This is a genomic window from Serinicoccus shuyuelongi, assembly GCF_045032955.1.
In the GTDB taxonomy this organism is placed as follows: Bacteria; Actinomycetota; Actinomycetes; order Actinomycetales; family Dermatophilaceae; genus Ornithinicoccus.
Genome location: NZ_JBJFZU010000003.1, coordinates 1 through 16,625 on the forward strand (window position 1 = coordinate 1; position 16,625 = coordinate 16,625).

The 16,625-nt window shown below is 70.7% G+C and carries 14 protein-coding genes; 10 read left to right on the plus strand and 4 right to left on the minus strand.

Annotated features, from left to right (window positions below):
• Positions 1-61: 61 nt before the first annotated feature.
• Complete coding sequence (gene dcm / locus ACI3EY_RS04515; protein ID WP_405039551.1) at positions 62-1,588, minus strand: DNA (cytosine-5-)-methyltransferase; 1,527 nt, start codon at positions 1,586-1,588, stop codon at positions 62-64.
• A gap of 122 nt (positions 1,589-1,710) precedes the next feature.
• Here dcm and ACI3EY_RS04520 point away from each other — a divergent pair, with 122 nt between their 5' ends.
• Positions 1,711-2,094 (plus strand): very short patch repair endonuclease, encoded by a 384-nt coding sequence (locus tag ACI3EY_RS04520; protein ID WP_405039806.1) that lies wholly within the window; start codon positions 1,711-1,713, stop codon positions 2,092-2,094.
• A gap of 182 nt (positions 2,095-2,276) precedes the next feature.
• On the opposite strand, the gene ACI3EY_RS04525 is transcribed toward ACI3EY_RS04520, so the two are convergent.
• Positions 2,277-3,434 (minus strand): ROK family transcriptional regulator, encoded by a 1,158-nt coding sequence (locus ACI3EY_RS04525; RefSeq protein ID WP_405039552.1) that lies wholly within the window; start codon positions 3,432-3,434, stop codon positions 2,277-2,279.
• 94 nt (positions 3,435-3,528) lie between these two features.
• Here ACI3EY_RS04525 and ACI3EY_RS04530 point away from each other — a divergent pair, with 94 nt between their 5' ends.
• The 7 genes from ACI3EY_RS04530 to ACI3EY_RS04560 are packed head-to-tail and all read left to right on the plus strand — an operon-like array spanning position 3,529 to position 11,569.
• Entirely contained in the window at positions 3,529-5,088 is a 1,560-nt protein-coding gene (locus ACI3EY_RS04530) for a sugar ABC transporter ATP-binding protein (RefSeq protein WP_405039553.1), read from the plus strand.
• The gene (locus ACI3EY_RS04535) at positions 5,085-6,122 is read left to right on the plus strand and encodes an ABC transporter permease (protein WP_405037694.1); all 1,038 of its coding nucleotides are present in this window, start codon (positions 5,085-5,087) and stop codon (positions 6,120-6,122) included. Before ACI3EY_RS04530 ends, ACI3EY_RS04535 begins: the two co-directional genes overlap by 4 nt.
• Positions 6,119-7,213, plus strand: coding sequence for an ABC transporter permease (locus ACI3EY_RS04540; RefSeq protein WP_405039554.1), 1,095 nt, complete (start codon positions 6,119-6,121; stop codon positions 7,211-7,213). Before ACI3EY_RS04535 ends, ACI3EY_RS04540 begins: the two co-directional genes overlap by 4 nt.
• 35 nt (positions 7,214-7,248) lie before the next feature.
• The gene (locus tag ACI3EY_RS04545; RefSeq protein ID WP_405039555.1) at positions 7,249-8,484 is read left to right on the plus strand and encodes a substrate-binding domain-containing protein; all 1,236 of its coding nucleotides are present in this window, start codon (positions 7,249-7,251) and stop codon (positions 8,482-8,484) included.
• Positions 8,481-9,380, plus strand: coding sequence for a sugar phosphate isomerase/epimerase family protein (locus ACI3EY_RS04550; protein ID WP_405039556.1), 900 nt, complete (start codon positions 8,481-8,483; stop codon positions 9,378-9,380). The genes ACI3EY_RS04545 and ACI3EY_RS04550 overlap by 4 nt, the downstream gene beginning before the upstream one ends.
• Entirely contained in the window at positions 9,373-10,527 is a 1,155-nt protein-coding gene (locus ACI3EY_RS04555) for a Gfo/Idh/MocA family protein (RefSeq protein ID WP_405039557.1), read from the plus strand. Before ACI3EY_RS04550 ends, ACI3EY_RS04555 begins: the two co-directional genes overlap by 8 nt.
• A 37-nt stretch (positions 10,528-10,564) precedes the next feature.
• Positions 10,565-11,569 carry a sugar phosphate isomerase/epimerase family protein gene (locus tag ACI3EY_RS04560; protein ID WP_405039558.1) on the plus strand — a complete coding sequence of 335 codons (1,005 nt, stop codon included), beginning with the start codon at positions 10,565-10,567 and terminating at the stop codon, positions 11,567-11,569.
• A gap of 91 nt (positions 11,570-11,660) precedes the next feature.
• On the opposite strand, the gene ACI3EY_RS04565 is transcribed toward ACI3EY_RS04560, so the two are convergent.
• Positions 11,661-12,653 carry an LLM class F420-dependent oxidoreductase gene (locus tag ACI3EY_RS04565; RefSeq protein WP_405039559.1) on the minus strand — a complete coding sequence of 331 codons (993 nt, stop codon included), beginning with the start codon at positions 12,651-12,653 and terminating at the stop codon, positions 11,661-11,663.
• A 134-nt stretch (positions 12,654-12,787) separates the two neighbouring features.
• On the opposite strand from ACI3EY_RS04565, the gene ACI3EY_RS04570 reads away from it, so the two are divergent.
• On the plus strand, positions 12,788-13,261 hold the full coding sequence (locus ACI3EY_RS04570; RefSeq protein ID WP_405039560.1) for a cupin domain-containing protein: 474 nt from the start codon (positions 12,788-12,790) through the stop codon (positions 13,259-13,261).
• A gap of 82 nt (positions 13,262-13,343) precedes the next feature.
• Positions 13,344-14,840: a sodium:solute symporter family protein gene (locus ACI3EY_RS04575; protein ID WP_405039561.1), complete on the plus strand. Its 1,497-nt coding sequence runs from the start codon at positions 13,344-13,346 to the stop codon at positions 14,838-14,840.
• Positions 14,841-14,844: 4 nt separating this feature from the next.
• On the opposite strand, the gene ACI3EY_RS04580 is transcribed toward ACI3EY_RS04575, so the two are convergent.
• Positions 14,845-16,581 (minus strand): hypothetical protein, encoded by a 1,737-nt coding sequence (locus ACI3EY_RS04580; RefSeq protein ID WP_405039562.1) that lies wholly within the window; start codon positions 16,579-16,581, stop codon positions 14,845-14,847.
• Positions 16,582-16,625 lie beyond the last annotated feature (44 nt).

A 16,625-nucleotide genomic window follows, 5' to 3' on the forward strand; every position in this document is an offset into this window, starting at 1 on the left:
TCATGTTCAATGAAAGTTCGGCGGGCGTGAGGATGGCCTGACCTCCAGGCGGTCAGGCATCTCAGGACGCGAGCCTGCTCGCGGACTGTCCCTGAGCTTGACGCCAGGTAGCCTCGAAGAGATGGGCCTCCGGGGACAGGGCATCCCCGGTCGGACTGGCCGGTGCGCCAAGGATCGCCTCGCGCAACGCTGGCGGGATGTCCGCAGCATTCGCGGTGTCTTGTAGCACGTGCTGCCTCAACACATACCAGGCCGCCCCCGTAGCCACCCCGTTGCCGACCTGCTTGTAGGAGGCAGAATCCCGCTGCCCTGCGAAACTGAAAGAACGCGGGAGCCCCTGAGCGCGGGCGGCTTCGTGCGGGGTCAGCCGCCGACGGCGTGGCCCCACGATCGAGGTCTGGGTGATCGCCACGAGGGCCGGTAGGTAGGTCGGTGCCTTGGCGCGGATCCCCGAAGGTCGGAGGTGCATCAAGGTGTTCCACAGGCGCGGGGTGTCCTGCGCTTGCCACTCGAGCTTGCGCCGACTCTCTGGGAAGCCCCGAATCTCCGGCCTGTCACGGATCCATTCTTCTATCAGGTCCTGGTGCTTGCGGTAGAAGGTTCGATTCTTGTTGATGAAGTCGACCTTCCAGGCTGGCATCGCCGCCAGTGCTCCAGGTGTGTACCGATCCTCGCTGCCCCATTCGTCGAACCAGAGTGGATGTCCGGGCAGTCGCTCACCCGTGGCGACTCGATGCCGTACGACGAAGTCGTCCCAGGTGTCGATCCACTTCGTCTCGTCCCGCGAGAGCCCGTAGGTGGTTGCGTCTACGGTGCTGTCGGCGTCGAGAATCCAGCCCACCTTCCACCACATCGGGTCCCAGCCATCGACCGGCCCCCGGATGACAGTCGGGGGGGCATCGGTCTCAGCCAAAGCTCGCTCCGGCCCCACGTAGGTCCCCAGGATGAACACGCGATCGCGCACCTGGGGCGTGCCTCCGAGGGACGGGGGCAAGAAGTGGGGGCTGAAGACCGTCGGCGTGCTGCTCACCCGGTAGCCCAACTCGCGCAGCGTGCGGATGATCATGCGCCATTCGTGCTGATGGCGGGGGCCCGCCAGGTTTCGGACGTTCTCCAGCAAGATGATCGATGGGCGCCGTGCCTGCAGTGCTCGAGCAATGTTCCAGAAGAGGGTGCCCCGCACCTCGTCCATCCCACGTTGGCGACCGGACTTGGAGAACGGCTGGCAAGGAAACCCGGCGGCCAGGACGTCATGCTCAGGCAGGGCCACTTGGCCGGTCTCAGGTGTGGCTTCGTTGATGTCTTCGTTGAGGTGGTAGCCCTCACCGTAGGCGGGCCAGTTGCGGAGGTAGGTCGTGCGAGCTTCTCTGTCGATCTCCGAGACAAAGACACACCGGCCACCGGCGTCCGAGAGCACGGAGTGGAAGCCGCCGATGCCTGCGAAGAGGTCTGAGAAGGTGAAGGCCACCTCATCGTCACGGTTGCTCGGGCTCACGTCCCACAACGTATCGCGATCCGGCGAGGGACCTGGCATGACGCGCTTGACGGTCTCCGGCCGGAAGGGAGCAAGGGGCTGCTGTTCGAACATGTGTTCAGTACAGCAGCCACTACCGACAGCCCTGATCTGGACGGATCAACTACGGTGATCTCGTGAGCGGCTTCACCGTGCCACCGCACCCGGGTGGCTCCTCGGTCAGCGTCTCGCGAAGGATGTCGAGCCTCAGCCGGCGCGACACCGTGCCCGAACTTCTGCTTCGCCGGGCGCTCCACGCGCGTGGCCTGCGCTTTCGTGTCGTCTACCCAGTCCCTGGCAATCGCCGCCGCTCTATCGACATCGCGTTCACCAGAGTCCGGCTCGCGGTCTTCGTCGACGGATGCTTCTGGCACGGCTGCCCCGACCATGGCATGAGACCTCGAGCCAACAGTGAGTGGTGGAAGGCCAAGTTCGCTGCGAATGAGTCAAGAGATCGCGACACTGACGGTCTTCTGCGTAGGGCTGGGTGGGAGGTGCTGCGGATTTGGGAGCACGAGCCTGTCGAGACAGCGATCTGCAAGGTCGTGGAGGCCCTCGACCGGCGAAGGGCGGTTACCTAGCGACTGGGCGCCTGGCTGACGGCGGGCTCGTGTCCAACCCTCAGGGACCTGCCGACCCGATTCGAGCGAAGGTTGTCGCCCTTGAGCAGAGTCATCCTGGACCCGTCCTTGTTCTCGCTTGAGGGCGGGCCACGGCGGATCCGGACCTGGAGTTCGCGCAGGCGCATGTCTCCGGCCCTGCCTTACCCGACCCCCGCGCTGGCCGCCTCGATCGCCTCCGGTGACAGCACGTGCTCGACCGCCATGGTCGCAGCCCCGAGCACGCCCGCCTGGGCCCCCGCCCGGGACGCCACGATCTGCAGGTGTTCGGTCGCCAACGGCAGCGACCGCTGATAGACGATCTCCCGGATCCCCGCCAGCAGGTGCTCACCCGCGTCCGCCAGCCGCCCGCCGATCACCACCACGGAGGGGTTCATCACGTTGACCAGCGTGGCGACGACCTCACCGATGTCGCGTCCCGCACGCCGCACCTCCTGCACGGCAGAGGCATCCCCGCCCCGCACCAGTTCGACCACGCCGCCGGTCGAGGCCACGGCCAGCCCCTTCGCCGTCAGGGCACTGACCAGCGCCGGCCCCGCCGCCACGGCCTCCAGGCAGCCCTCGTTGCCGCACCGGCATACCACCCCGTCACCGGTCCCGACCCGCACGTGACCGAGGTCGCCCGCGGTGCCCTGGGCCCCGCGCTGCAGCCGTGACCCGGAGATGATGCCGGCGCCGATGCCGGTGGCCACCTTGATGAAGATCAGGTCGTCCACATCCGGCAGGTAGGCGCCCCGCTCACCCAGGGCCATGATGTTCACGTCGTTGTCGATCAGCACCGGCACCGGGTAGGTGCGCTGCACATGGCCGGGCACGTCGTACCGGTCCCACCCGGGCATGATCGGCGGGTTCATCGGCCGCCCGGTCGAGTGCTCGACCGGGCCGGGCAGCCCGATCCCGACCGCCACCAGGTCCGCCTCGGGGCGCTTCGCATCGGCCAGCAGCTCACCGATCACCGACACCACCCAGCCGAGCACCACCTCGGGCCCGTCGGCGATGTCGAGTGCGGCCTGACGTTCCCCCAGCACGGTCCCACCCAGGTCGGTCACCGCCGCGATCGCGTGTGTCGCACCGACATCCACGCCGACCACGACCCGCGCCGCCGGGTTCAGCGCGAAGAGCGACGGCGGTCGCCCACCGGTCGACCGAGCGCCGCCGCTGGGCGCTACCAGCCCCAGCCGCATGAGCACGTCCACCCGTGCGGCGATGGTCGAACGCGCCATCCCGGTCTCGTCCGCGAGCTGCGCCCGGGTCCGGGGTCGGCCGTCCCGGAGCAGGTCGAAGATATCGCTGGTGCGCACCTCGGAAGTGAACCACGACCACTTCGTCACCATCAAGCATCAACTTTTGCCAGGCTCTCGACAAAAGTGTGTGAGCCGTGCCATAGTCACCGATGTGACGTTCGACGACGCCGTCGCCACGGCTGCTGGCACCCAAAGCGCTGCGACCTCCACCCCGGAGGTCTCCGGCCCTCCCGTGCTGCGTGCGACCGGCCTGACCAAGCGGTTCTTCGGCAACACCGTGCTGAGCGATGTGAGCATCGAGCTCCACCCGGGCCAGGTGCACGGCCTCGTCGGCGAGAACGGCGCCGGCAAGTCCACCCTGATGAAGATCCTCGCCGGGGTGCACCAGGCCGACGAGGGCACCGTTGAGCTGGCCGGCGAGCAGCGCCGCTTCACCCACCCGGTCCAGGCGCAGCAGGCCGGCCTGTCCACCGTCTTCCAGGAGTTCAACCTTCTGCCCGACCGCACCGTCGCCGAGAACATCTACCTCGGTCGCGAGCCCCGCAAGGGTCCGTTCGTCAACACCGCCGCCATGCAGCGCGACACCGCAGAGCTCCTCGACGGCCTGGGTGTCACCGGACTCGAGCCCACCCGCACCGCGCGCTCCCTCTCGGTCGCCGAGCAGCAGATCGTCGAGATCGCCAAGGCGGTCAGCTACGACGCGCGCATCATCTCGATGGACGAGCCCACCGCCGCCCTCGCCGACCACGAGGTCGAGCTGCTGTACGCCATCGTCCGCCGCCTCCTCGCCCGTGACGTCGCGATCCTCTACGTGTCGCACCGGCTCAAGGAGATCTTCGACCTCTGCGACACCATCACCGTCCTCAAGGACGGCCAACAGGTCACCACCAGCCCCACCGCCGAGCTCGACGAGGCCACCCTGGTGCGGCTGATGGTCGGTCGCCCCATGTCCTCCTTCTTCCCCGACCCCGTCGAGGGCACCGAGCCGGGGGAGGACCTGCTGGTCCTCTCCGGCGCCGGCAACGGGTATGTCGACGGCATCGACCTCGCCCTGCGCGCCGGGGAGATCGTCGGCCTGGCCGGGCTCCAGGGCTCGGGGCGCACCGAGCTCGTCGAGTCGATCTTCGGTGTCACCCCGCTCACCCGGGGCACCGTCACCGTCTCCGGCGAGAAGGGCACGTCCGGTGCCCCCACCACCCCGCGCCAGGCGATCCGCCGCGGCCTCGCGCTGATCACCGAGGACCGCAAGGCCAAGGGCCTGGCCCTGCAGCAGTCCATCCTGGACAACGCGCTCGGTGTCGTCCGCTCCGTCTTCCCCGGCCGCACCGGCGCCGCCCGCGCCGACATGCCCGGCGTGCTGTCCTCGATGGCCGTCTCCGCCCGGGCCCTGGACCAGGAGGTCCAGTTCCTCTCCGGCGGCAACCAGCAGAAGGTGGTGCTGGCCCGCTGGCTGTCCACCCAGCCCCGGGTGATGCTCATGGACGAGCCGACCCGCGGCATCGACGTCGGCGCCAAGCACGCCATCTACGAGCTGATGCGCGGCCTGGCCGCGGACGGGGTCGGGGTGCTCATGGTCTCCAGCGAGCTGCCCGAGGTGATCGGCATGTCCGACCGCATCCTGGTCATGCGCGACGGCCGCCTGGCCGGCGAGCTGCCCGCCGGATCCTCCGAGGAAGACGTCCTCGCCCTCGCCACCGGAGCCGCCTCATGAACGCCCTGCGCCCCCGCCGGCTCACCAGCACCGGCATCGTCTTCCTCGTGCTGGCCCTGGTCATCGTCGCCGGCGCGATCCTCACCGCCTCCGCCGGACGCAACTTCTTCTCCGGCGGCAACGTCTCGGCGATCCTCACCGGCACCAGCATCCTGGGCTTCATCGCGATCGGTCAGACGCTGGTCATCCTCGGCGGCAGCCTCGACCTGTCCGTGCCCTACGTGGTCAGCCTCTCCAGCCTGGTCGCCGGCGTCACCATGGCCGGCCAGAGCGGCAACATCGCCGTGGCGGTGCTGCTGGCGCTCGGCGTCTCCGCGCTGATCGGTCTGGTCAACGGTCTGGTGGTCACCTACCTGCACGTGCACGGCTTCATCGCCACCCTCGGCATGGGGCTGATCCTGGCCGGCTATCTCGGCACCACCTACCAGGGCTCCGCCGGCTCCGCACCGCGCGACTTCCGCCTCATCGGCGCCACCAACATCGGCCCGGTCCCGGTGTCCACGCTGCTCATGCTGGGCTGCGCGGTGCTGGTCATCCTGCTGCTGCGCCGCACCCGTGTCGGCCACCACCTGTATGCCGTCGGCGGCAACCGCGACGTCGCCCGCCTCTCCGGGGTGCGCACCCAGCCGCCGCTGATCCTGGCGCACGTGCTCTGCTCCGTGCTGGCCGGGATGGCCGGCCTGCTGCTGCTGGCCCGGCTCTCCGTCGGTAGCCCCACCATCGGCAGCCAGGGCGGCTACGACCTGATGTCGATCGCCGCGGTGGTCCTGGGCGGCACCATCCTGGCCGGCGGCAAGGGCAACATCCTCGGCACCCTCGGCGGGGTCGCCATCTTCGCCGTGCTGGACAACGTGATGGGCGTGATGGAGCTCAACGCCTTCCTCAAGGACGTCGTCCGCGGCCTGGTCATCGTCATCGCCGTCGCGGTCTACGCCCGGCGCAGTGTCGACGCCCGCCCGCCCCGCTTCCGGCATACCCCGGACGGCGCCGACGAACCCCGATCCCTCACCGCGACCCAGGCAGGTGCCCGATGACCGCCGCCACCCAGCCCCGCACGGCGCACCTGCCGGTCCACGAGGGCAGCACCGCCTCCCGCGCCCTGCGCGCGCTGCGCACCCCCGGGGGAGCGGTCTTCGTCCTGGTCGCGGTGCTCCTCGTCAGCGTCATCGCGGTCAACCCGAACTTCGGCGAGCCGGGCTCGCTGATCCGCTTCATCGGCCGCACCGCCCCGATCGCGATCGCCGCGATGGGCCAGTACTTCGTCATCGTCTCCGGCGAGTTCGACCTGTCGATGGGCTCGGTGGTCGCGATGCAGGTCGTCGTCGCCGGCAACGTCATCGGCCAGGACGAGGCCATGATCCTGCCCGGGATGCTGCTGATGCTGGCCCTGGGCGTGCTCGTCGGGCTGGTCAACGGGCTGGCCACCACGCTGCTCAAGGTCCCCAGCTTCATCGTGACGCTCGGCACCATGCTGGCCCTGTCCGGGCTCGTCCTCTACCTCACCGGCGGCGCGGCCACCGGCAACCCGGTCGACTCGTTCCGCCAGATCGGGCGCGGCGGCATCCGCGACGTCCCGGTCCTGGAGATCATCCCCTACCCCGCCATCATCCTGGGCGTGCTCGCGGTCGCCGCCGTCTGGCTGATGCGCCGCCCCTTCGGCCGCACCCTGGTCGCGGTCGGCGACAACCCGCAGGCGGTGCTGCTCTCCGGGTCGGCGACCTGGTGGCTCACCACCCGGGCCTTCATCCTCTCCTCGCTCGCCGCGACCGTCGCCGGGATCATCCTGGTCGGGTATGCCGGCGTCCACCCCTCGGTCGGCAGCGGCTACGAGTTCACCGCCATCACCGCCGTCGTCGTCGGTGGCGTCGTGCTCGGCGGCGGACGCGGCTGGGTGCTCTCCGCCGCGGCCGGTGCCTTCGCCCTGGAGCTGCTTTTCACCCTGCTGAACTTCGTCGGCGTCGCCTCCACCTGGCGACCCACCGTGCAGGGCGTCATCATCATCGTCGCCGTCGCGGCCGGCGCCCGCGCCTGGCAGGCCGGTCGCCGCCGCAACGCCGGCGCCACCCCCGATTCCTCCACCGACCCCACCCCGCCCGCACCGGGCACCACCACAGGAGATCACTGATGCGCAGGAAGATGATGGGCGGCACTCTCGCCGCCATGACAGCGCTCGCCATGCTGGCGGCGTGCTCGACCGACGAGTCCCTCGACGACCCGGGCGCAGCCGAGTCCGCCGAGGACCCGGCGGCCGAGGGCGATGCCGATGCCGATGCCGATGCTGAGACCGAGGGCGACGCCGACGAGGAGGCCGGCTCCGAGGAGTGGTTCCAGCAGGCCGACTACGACGAGCAGTTCGAGCAGCGCTCGGCCACCTTCGAGGGTGACCCCGCGGCGCCGCACCTGCAGTACATCGACGGCGACATGACCGACACCTCCGAGTTCGCCTCCGAGGGCGCCAAGAAGGTCTGCTTCTCCAACGCCAGCATCAGCAACCCCTGGCGGCAGACCGGCTGGATCACCATGAACGAGCAGCTCGGGGCGCTCCAGGAGTCCGGCGTGATCTCCGAGATGGAGACCCGTGACGCGCAGGACGACGACAACACCCAGATCGCCGACATCGACTACTTCATCGCCGAGGGCGGGTGCGACGCCTTCGTGATCTCCCCGAACTCGACGGCGGCGATCACCCCAGCCGTGGAGCGCGCCTGCGACACCGGTCTGCCGGTCGTCGTCTTCGACCGTGGCGTCGAGACCGACTGCGCCACCACCTTCATCCACCCGATCGGCGGGTATGCCTGGGGCATCGACACCGCCGAGTTCCTCTCCGAGAACCTGGAGGAGGGTGACAAGGTCGTCGCGCTGCGCATCCTGCCCGGCGTCGACGTGCTGGAGCACCGGTGGGCAGCGGCCGAGCAGATCTTCGACGAGAACGGCATCGAGGCGACCGACTACTTCACCGGCGCCGACCCGACCGAGATCAAGAAGATCGTCTCCGACGAGCTCGCCACCGGCGACGTCCAGGGCATCTGGATGGACGCCGGGGACGGTGCGGTCGCCGCGATCGAGGCCTTCGAGGACGCCGGCGCCGACTACCCGGTGATGACCGGCGAGGACGAGATGAGCTTCCTGCGCAAGTGGGAGGAGACCGGCCTCACCGGGATGGCCCCGGTCTACTCCAACTTCCAGTGGCGGACCCCGCTGCTGGCGCTGGAGATGATCTTCGCCGGCGAGGAGGTTCCCACCGAGTGGGTGCTGCCGCAGACCCCGATCCTCGAGGACGAGCGTGAGCAGTTCCTCACCGAGAACGACGGCATGCCCGACGGGCACTACGTCAAGTTCGGTGGCGAGGACCTTCCCGGCTACCCGCAGGTGTGGCAGGACCGCGTCATCCCGTGACACTGATCGGGATCAACACCTGGGTCTGGACGTCGCCGCTGTGCGACGTCCAGGCCCGGGAGCTGCTCGCCCACGTCGCGGCGACGGGGTTCGACGTCGTCGAGCTGCCCCTGGAGCAGCCCGGCGACCTCACCGTCGCCGCGACGCGGGCGGCGCTGGACGACACCGGCCTGCAGGCCTGCGTCGTCGGCGCCATGGGCCCGGGCCGGGACCTGGTCGGTCCCGACGACGAGCCGCCCACTGCCGCGACCGTCCGCGCCACCCAGGACTACCTGCGCGCGTGCGTCGACCTGGCGCACGGGATCGGTGCCACCGCCGTGTGCGGGCCCTTCTCCGCGGCCACCGGCCGCACCTGGCGGATGACGCCGGTGCAGCGTGAGCAGACCTACGCGCGCTGGCGGGACGCCCTGGAGCCGGTCGTCGAGCACGCCGCCGACGCCGGGGTCCGGATCGGGATCGAGCCGCTGAACCGCTACGAGACGTCGCTGATCAACACCACCCAGCAGGCGCTGACCGCGCTGGGGCCGCTGCTCGACGGCCCGCTCGCCGCGCACGTCGGCCTGGCGCTGGACACCTACCACCTGAACATCGAGGAGCGCTCCAGCAGCGAGGCGATCCGGCTCGCCGGGGAGCACCTGGTGCACGTCCAGGTCTGCGGCAACGACCGCGGCGCCCCCGGCGGCGACCAGACCGACTGGCCGGCGGTGCTCGCCGCGCTCACCGAGGTCGGGTATGCCGGTCCGCTGGTGATCGAGTCGTTCACCGCTGACAACGACACCATCGCCACTGCCGCCTCCATCTGGCGCCCGCTCGCCCCGACCCAGGACGCCCTGGCCGCCGACGGCCTGGCCTTCCTCCGCTCGCTGACCGCTACCGAAGGACCCACCCATGACTGACCGGGACGCCCTGGGGGTCGCCGTCATCGGCTACTCCTTCATGGGCCGGGCGCACTCCAACGCCTGGCGCAACGTCGGCGCCTTCTACCCCGACGCCCCGCGGGTGCGGATGCAGACGCTCGTCGGTCGCGACCAGACCGCCCTCACCCGGGCCGCCGACACCCTCGGCTGGGCCGACACCGCCACCGACTGGCGCGAGGTCCTCACCCGGGACGACATCGACGTCGTCGACGTCTGCACCCCCGGCCACCTGCACGCCGAGGTGGCGCTGGCGGCACTGGCCGCCGGCAAGCACGTGCTCGTCGAGAAGCCGCTGGCCAACACGGTCGCCGACTGCGAGGCGCTGGTCGCCGCCGCCCAGGCACCCGGTGCCGGCCGCTCGATGCTCGGCTTCAACTACCGCCGGGTGCCCGCGCTGGCGCTGGCCCGCGACCTGATCGCCCAGGGCCGGGTCGGCCAGGTGCGCCAGGTCCGGATCGCCTACCTGCAGGACTGGCTCGCCGACGAGGATGCCGGGATGTCGTGGCGGCTGCGCCGCGAGACCGCCGGCTCCGGGGTGCTCGGCGACCTCGGCTCGCACGCCGTCGACCAGCTGCGCTTCCTGCTCGGCCAGGGCGTCCAGGCCGTCCGCGGTCAGCTGCGCACCTTCGTCCCGCAGCGACCCGGACCCGACGGCACCCTCGAGCAGGTCACCGTCGACGACGCCGCATGGGCGACCCTGGAGACCGACTCCGGGGTGGTCGCCAGCCTCGAGGTGAGCCGGATGGCCACCGGGCGGAAGAACTCGCTGCAGATCGAGGTCTTCGGCACCCGGGGCTCGCTGCGCTTCGACCTGGAGCGGCTCAACGAGCTGGTGCTGGTCGACGGCCAGGGGGCCAGCACGATCCTGGTGACCGAGCCCGAGCACCCGTACCTCGACGCCTGGTGGCCCACCGGGCACACCCTCGGCTGGGACCACACGTTCACCTCCCAGGCCGCCGACCTCTTGCGCGCGGTCGCCGACGGCACCCCCATCCACCCCGGCTTCGAGGACGGTCTCGCCGTGCAGCAGGTGCTCGCCGCGATCGAGACCAGCCACCAGGCCGGGGGAGCGCGGGTCGAGGTGCCGAGCGCGCAGCCGGCGGCCCCGGTGCATACCCCCGCCTGAGCAGGACCACCCGCAGCACCCGCACGAAGGAGACGCCATGGCACGCACGTTCACCCTCTTCACCGGCCAGTGGGCCGACCTCACCCTGGAGGAGGTCGCCTCGCTGGCGGCCGGCTGGGGCTACGACGGCCTGGAGATCGCCGTGTCCGGTGAGCACCTGGACGCCTGGCGCTGGGACGACGAGGAGTACGTCGAGGGACGGCTGGAGATCCTGCGCCGGCACGGGCTGGGGGTGTGGGCGATCTCCAACCACCTCACCGGGCAGGCGGTGTGCGACGACCCGATCGACGAGCGGCACCGCTCGATCGTCGGCTCGAGGGTGTGGGGCGACGGCGACCCCGAGGGGGTGCGGCAGCGGGCCGCTGAGGAGCTGACGCTGACCGCCCGGCTGGCCCGGCGGATGGGGGTGGACACCGTCGTCGGGTTCACCGGATCCTCGATCTGGCAGTACGTCGCGATGTTCCCGCCGGTCCCCGCCGAGCGGATCGAGGCCGGCTACCAGGACTTCGCCGACCGGTGGAACCCGATCCTGGACGTCTTCGACGAGTGCGGCGTGCGGTTCGCGCACGAGGTGCACCCCTCCGAGATCGCCTACGACTTCTGGTCCACGCACCGCGCCCTGGAGGCGCTCGGGCACCGGGAGGCCTTCGGGCTGAACTGGGACCCCAGCCACATGATGTGGCAGGACATCGACCCGGTCGGCTTCATCACCGACTTCGCGGACCGGATCTACCACGTGGACTGCAAGGACACCCGGATGCGGGTCGGCAACGGCCGCAACGGCCGCCTCGGCTCGCACCTGCCGTGGGGCGACCAGCGTCGTGGGTGGGACTTCGTGTCCACCGGCCGGGGCGACGTGCCCTGGGAGGACTGCTTCCGGGCGCTGGCCGGGGCCGGCTACGCCGGGCCGATCTCGGTGGAGTGGGAGGACGCCGGGATGGACCGGCTGCACGGGGCCAAGGAGGCGCTGGACTTCCTCAAGGGCCTGGACTTCCCGCCGTCGACGACCTCCTTCGACGCCGCCTTCTCCTCCCAGTCCTGACCCGACCGGGCGTCCCGGATTGCCGGACCGGACGTCCCGACTTGCCCGACCGGGCGTCTCGGATTGCCGGACCGGGCGTCTCGGTATGCCGTCAGCCGGCCGCGCGGCGCAGCTTCGCCAGCAGCGGCTCGGCGACCTGCTCCAGGAACGCGTCCTGGTGCTCACCGCCGATCTGCACCATCGCGATGTCGGTGAAGCCCGCCTCCCAGTAGGGCTTCACCGCCTCGACGATCTTGTCCAGGTCGGGGCCGCAGGGGATCTGCGCGGCAACGTCCTCGGGGCGGACGAACTGGGTGGCCCCGGCGAAGGAGGCCGTCGTCGGCAGGTCGGCGTTCACCACCCACCCGCCGGCGAACCAGCGGAACTGGTCGTGCGCCCGCTCGACCGCCGCCTGCTCGTCCGGGTCCCAGCAGATCGGGATCTGGCCGATCGCGCGCGCCGAGGACCCGATGGTCGACGACCCGCGGGCGTCGTTCCACCCGGACACGAGCTCGGCGGAGGGCGCCACGGCGATGAGGTGGTCACTGATCGGGGCGAAGGTGGCGACCGACTTCTCCCCGCTCACCGCGACCGCGATCTCCACCGGCCGCTCGGGCAGGTCCCAGACCCGCCCGGAGGCCACGTCGAAGAAGTCGCCGTGGAACTCGACGAGCTCCCCGGTGTGCAGCTGCCGGATGACCTCGATGGCCTCGGCCAGCATCCGCTGCCGGGTGTCGACGGTGGGCCACCCTGCCCCGATGACGTGCTCGTTGAGGTTCTCACCGCTGCCCAGCCCGAGGGTGAAGCGGCCGTCCGCGAGGATCTGCAGGGTCGCCGCCTTCTGGGCCACGATCGCCGGGTGGTAGCGCATCGTCGGACAGGTGACGTAGGTCATCAGCTCCACCCGCTCGGTCGCCTGCGCCACCGCGCCGAGCACCGTCCACGCGTGCGGGGCGTGACCCTGCGCCGAGAGCCACGGGAAGTAGTGGTCGCTGGAGACCTCGAAGTCGAAGCCGCGCTCCTCGGCGGCGACGGCATACCGCACCAGCTCCTTGGGGCCGGCCTGCTCCGTCATCAGCGTGTACCCGAACCTGACCTGTTCCATGGACCCCACTGTGCGGCAACGCGCATCAGGCCGCACGCCCAGCCGTCACCCGGACGCCGCGGACGCCGCACCACACGGTGTCGGTGCGAGGTCGTAGGTTGGGACACCAGAGCCACCGCACCGAGAGGACGACCATGGTCACCGACAACGGCCCCCAGCCGCACGCCTTCGACATCGAGACCGAGACCCGCGGCAACGACACCTACCGGACCGTCGCTTGGACCGGGAAGTACCTGCAGGTCACCCTCATGTCGATCCCGCCGGGGGAGTCCATCGGGCTCGAGACGCACCCCGAGACCGACCAGTTCCTGCGGCTCGACTCCGGCCGGGGCCGCTGCGTCATGGGCCCGGCGCAGGACGACCTCACCTTCACCCAGGACGTGTCCGACGGCTGGTCCATCCAGGTCCCCGCCGGCACCTGGCACGACGTCATCAACACCGGTGACGAGCCGATGCGCCTGTATGCCGTCTACGCCCCGGTGCACCACGCCCAGGGAGTGGTGCAGCAGAGTGCTGCGGACGCCGAACGGGACGAGGAGTCCGGCGTCGACGAGCCCCCGTCGTGGTCCGTCCAGCCGGGAGCCGGGGCCTCGGGCGGTCACGCCTGAGGGGAGGCCCCCGGCACACCAGCAGGGAAAGCCCTGACGTCGCCGAAACGCGGCCGACACCGAAGTGCGCCAAGGTGGTGGAATGTTCACCGAAGGTCAGCAGACCGTCCTCGCCGTCACCACGGTGCTCTACTTCCTCTTCCTGCTGGGGGTCTCGGTGTGGATCGGCGTCCGCCAGATCCGCACCTACGACGACTTCAACGTCGCCTCCCGCAACGTCTCGCTGTTCCCGCTGATCCTCACCTACGTGGGCACGGCGATCGGTGGCTCGCTGCTGCTCGGCATCATGACGAACGGCTACGTGCTCGGCATGGGGCAGCAGTGGTTCAACATCATGATCCTCGTCGTCAGCGTCATCATGGCGCTCTTCGTGATCCGCCGGATCCGCGAGCTCGGCGAGGAGCACCGCTACGTCACCATCGGTGACTTCACCGCGCACCGCTTCGGCCCGGGCGCCCGGATCCCGACCACGCTCTCGGTGCTGACGGCATACTGCGCGGTCACCGGTATGCAGTTCGTCTCCATCGCGCTGGTGCTCGACCTCATCGCGGGGATCCCGCTGACCCAGGGCATCCTCATCTCCTGCCTGGTGCTGACCCTGAAGACCGTCTTCGGCGGGCTCAAGGCCGTCATATGGCAGGACGCGGTGCACGGCACCCTGCAGACGGTGGCCATCTTCGGCCTCTTCGTGCTCGTCCTGGTCGTGGTCGGCGACATGTCGACCGTCTCCGAGAACGCCCGTGCCGCGGGGGAGGGGCAGATGGTCAGCCTCTTCGGGATCGGCGCCGGTGAGGTGCTGGTGTATGCCCTCACGGTCGGCGCGTACCAGCTCATCCGCCAGGACCTGTGGCAGCGGGCCTGGGCGGCCAGGGACCTGCGGACGGTGATGACCGGCTACTGGATCTCGATCGTGCTGATGACGGTGACCATCGTCATGGTGGTCTGGATCGGCGTCTGGGCCCGGTTCGGTCTGGGCATCGAGTCCGCGGACCCCGCGCTCATCTACTACGAGGTTATCAACGAGCTGGTGCCGTTCCCGGTGGTCGTCGTCCTCATCGTCGCGCTGATGGCGACCGTGATCTCCTGCGCCGACTCGTTCTTCATGTGCGGGGCGTCCTCCATCGTCAACGACGTGATCCGGCCGCGGCTCTCCCCGGACACCGGTCAGCGGACGCTGCTGCGGTGGAGCAGGGCCGCGGTGGTCATCACCTCGGCGATCGCGCTCGCCCTGGCGCTCGCGGTGCCCCGGCTGGTGGAGCTGTGGGTCACCGGCACCGCGATGCTCGTCTCCGGGTTGCTCTTCCCGGCCCTGATGGCGCTCTACCTGCCGCGGGTCTCCGCCCGCGCCGGCATCGCCGCCATGTGGTCGGGGCTGGGGGTGGCCGTGCTGTGGGCCCTGTTCGGTGGCGCGACCGGCGTGCACCCGGTGCTGGTGGGCTTCCCGGTGAGCGTGCTCACCTTCCTGGCGGTCCAGGCCCTCGACTCCCGCCGCGGCACGTTGGTGGACAACGCCGGGTCGCCCCCGCGGGTCGACGAGGTGGACAGGGTCGGGGCGACCCGGTCGACGACGGGTAGGTGATCGCCTACTGGTAGGTGATGAAGTCCGGCACCGGGTCGACCTGCGACATCGTCTCCTCCGGGGTCAACGGGGCCGGTACGTCCTCGTCGTAGAAGTTCTTCCAGCCCCAGTAGTCGATCGACGGTGCGTTCTGGTGCAGCGCCGACCAGGTCGCCTGCTTGTCGAGCTGCCCACCCTGCCCGTCCACGTGCAGGACGACAGCGAGCTCGCTGCGGGAGCGGTCGACCTGGTCGGTGTCGCCGATCATCGAGATCCGGAACTGGTGCAGCACCAGCATCTTCTGCGGCAGCCCTTCGTCACGGGTGAGATCCGCCAGCCAGGTGACGACCTCGTTGACCTCGTCGATGCCGACGCTGCCGATCTGCACGAGGTGTCGCTCGTCCGGTCCCAGCCGCCACTCCGGGTCGAGCGCCAGCCCGACGTGGGGCCGGCGCAGCAGGTCCTCGTACAGCTTCGCCTGGGTGAGGAAGTCGGTCCGCCCGGGCTGCAGGTCCAGCACCACGTAGATGCCGTGCTCCCCAGCCAGGTCGACGAGCGGCTCGAGCTCCTCGACCGGCAGCTCGTTGGAGTAGTTCCCGTCCGCCCCGGCGTCCGCGCTGGCGACGGTCGCGATGATCTCCAGCGTCGGCACGACCGGCTGGTCGGTGAGCGACTCGAACCAGGCGGCGTGCTCCTGCGCCCTGGCGATCGTCTCCTCGGGGGCCTGCTCGCCGAGCACCCCGAGCGACGGCGTCGAGGGGGTGCCGTACAGCGCGACGTAGGTCTTGCCGGGCAGGGTCAGCTGACCACCACCGGGCAGCTCGACCCCGGAGGCGGCGGCCCGCGCCTGCCAGCCGAGCGTCTCGGCATCGGTGCCGTCGCCGAGGGCCACCACGGCCCCGGGTTCGCCGTCGGCCAGCGCCTGCACGCTCTCGGTGCTCGCCCGCGGGTCCGGCTCGGGGGAGACGACCACCCGGGCCCCGGCGGCGCGGGCGGTGGCCACCGCGGCGGTCTCGGCGGCGTCGCCGGTGGCCAGGACGGTCACGCCGGGCACCTGCTCCGGCGGCTCGGTGAGCGGCAGCTCGTCCAGGTCGGACTCCAGGGGCTCGCCGGCGGCAGCCGTGCTGCCGGCGGTGTCGGCGGTGCTCGAGGCTGCGTCGCCCTCGGTGGCAATCTCGGTGGCCCCGTCACCCGACAGCAGCTCGCCCGGTTCGGCCTCGGCCAGCGCCGCCACCTGCTCGTCCTCGCTCACCGCGACCGGGTCCCCCTGCAGGCCGGCCAGCTCGCGCAGCCGGTCCTCGTCCTGCGCGACGACGACGTCCACCCCGGGGTCCGTGACGTCCCCGACCACCAGGGCCACCTCCGTCCCCAGCCGTTCCAGCTCATCCGCGACCTCGGGGCCGTCGACCAGCACCGGCACGCCGAGCGAGAGCGCGGCGGAGGCAGCCCGCAGCTGGTCCTGCTCGCCGGCCAGCACCACGACCGGTGCCCGGTCGAAGAACTGTCCGGAGGCCTGCGCCGACAGCCCGGCCGCTTCCGGCGCGTCCAGCACGACGGGCTCCGTGGCTGCGGAGGCGACCAGCGAGGTCAGTGCCTCGGGGTCGCTGGGCGGGGCCGCGGTGGTCCCGTCGTCACGGGTGTGCGTGGCCTGGTCCTCGGTCCCGGTGTCGCCCTCCGGCGTGCAGCCGGCGGCCAGCACGAGCGTCGTCGCCAGGCCTGCGGCCAGCATCGCCGATCGGGGTCGTCCGGTGGCGCGGGTCACGATGGTGTTCTCCTCGGCGTGGTGACGGCGCTCTGCGTGTGCGC

Excerpts from the sequence above, each read along its gene's own strand:
- dcm (WP_405039551.1), bottom strand. The coding sequence starts at position 1,588 with ATGTTCGAACAGCAGCCCCTTGCTCCCTTCCGGCCGGAGACCGTCAAG.
- ACI3EY_RS04520 (WP_405039806.1), top strand. The coding sequence starts at position 1,711 with ATGTCGAGCCTCAGCCGGCGCGACACCGTGCCCGAACTTCTGCTTCGC.
- ACI3EY_RS04535 (WP_405037694.1), top strand. The coding sequence starts at position 5,085 with ATGAACGCCCTGCGCCCCCGCCGGCTCACCAGCACCGGCATCGTCTTC.
- ACI3EY_RS04540 (WP_405039554.1), top strand. The coding sequence starts at position 6,119 with ATGACCGCCGCCACCCAGCCCCGCACGGCGCACCTGCCGGTCCACGAG.
- ACI3EY_RS04545 (WP_405039555.1), top strand. The coding sequence starts at position 7,249 with ATGACAGCGCTCGCCATGCTGGCGGCGTGCTCGACCGACGAGTCCCTC.
- ACI3EY_RS04555 (WP_405039557.1), top strand. The coding sequence starts at position 9,373 with ATGACTGACCGGGACGCCCTGGGGGTCGCCGTCATCGGCTACTCCTTC.
- ACI3EY_RS04560 (WP_405039558.1), top strand. The coding sequence starts at position 10,565 with ATGGCACGCACGTTCACCCTCTTCACCGGCCAGTGGGCCGACCTCACC.
- ACI3EY_RS04565 (WP_405039559.1), bottom strand. The coding sequence starts at position 12,653 with ATGGAACAGGTCAGGTTCGGGTACACGCTGATGACGGAGCAGGCCGGC.
- ACI3EY_RS04570 (WP_405039560.1), top strand. The coding sequence starts at position 12,788 with ATGGTCACCGACAACGGCCCCCAGCCGCACGCCTTCGACATCGAGACC.
- ACI3EY_RS04575 (WP_405039561.1), top strand. The coding sequence starts at position 13,344 with ATGTTCACCGAAGGTCAGCAGACCGTCCTCGCCGTCACCACGGTGCTC.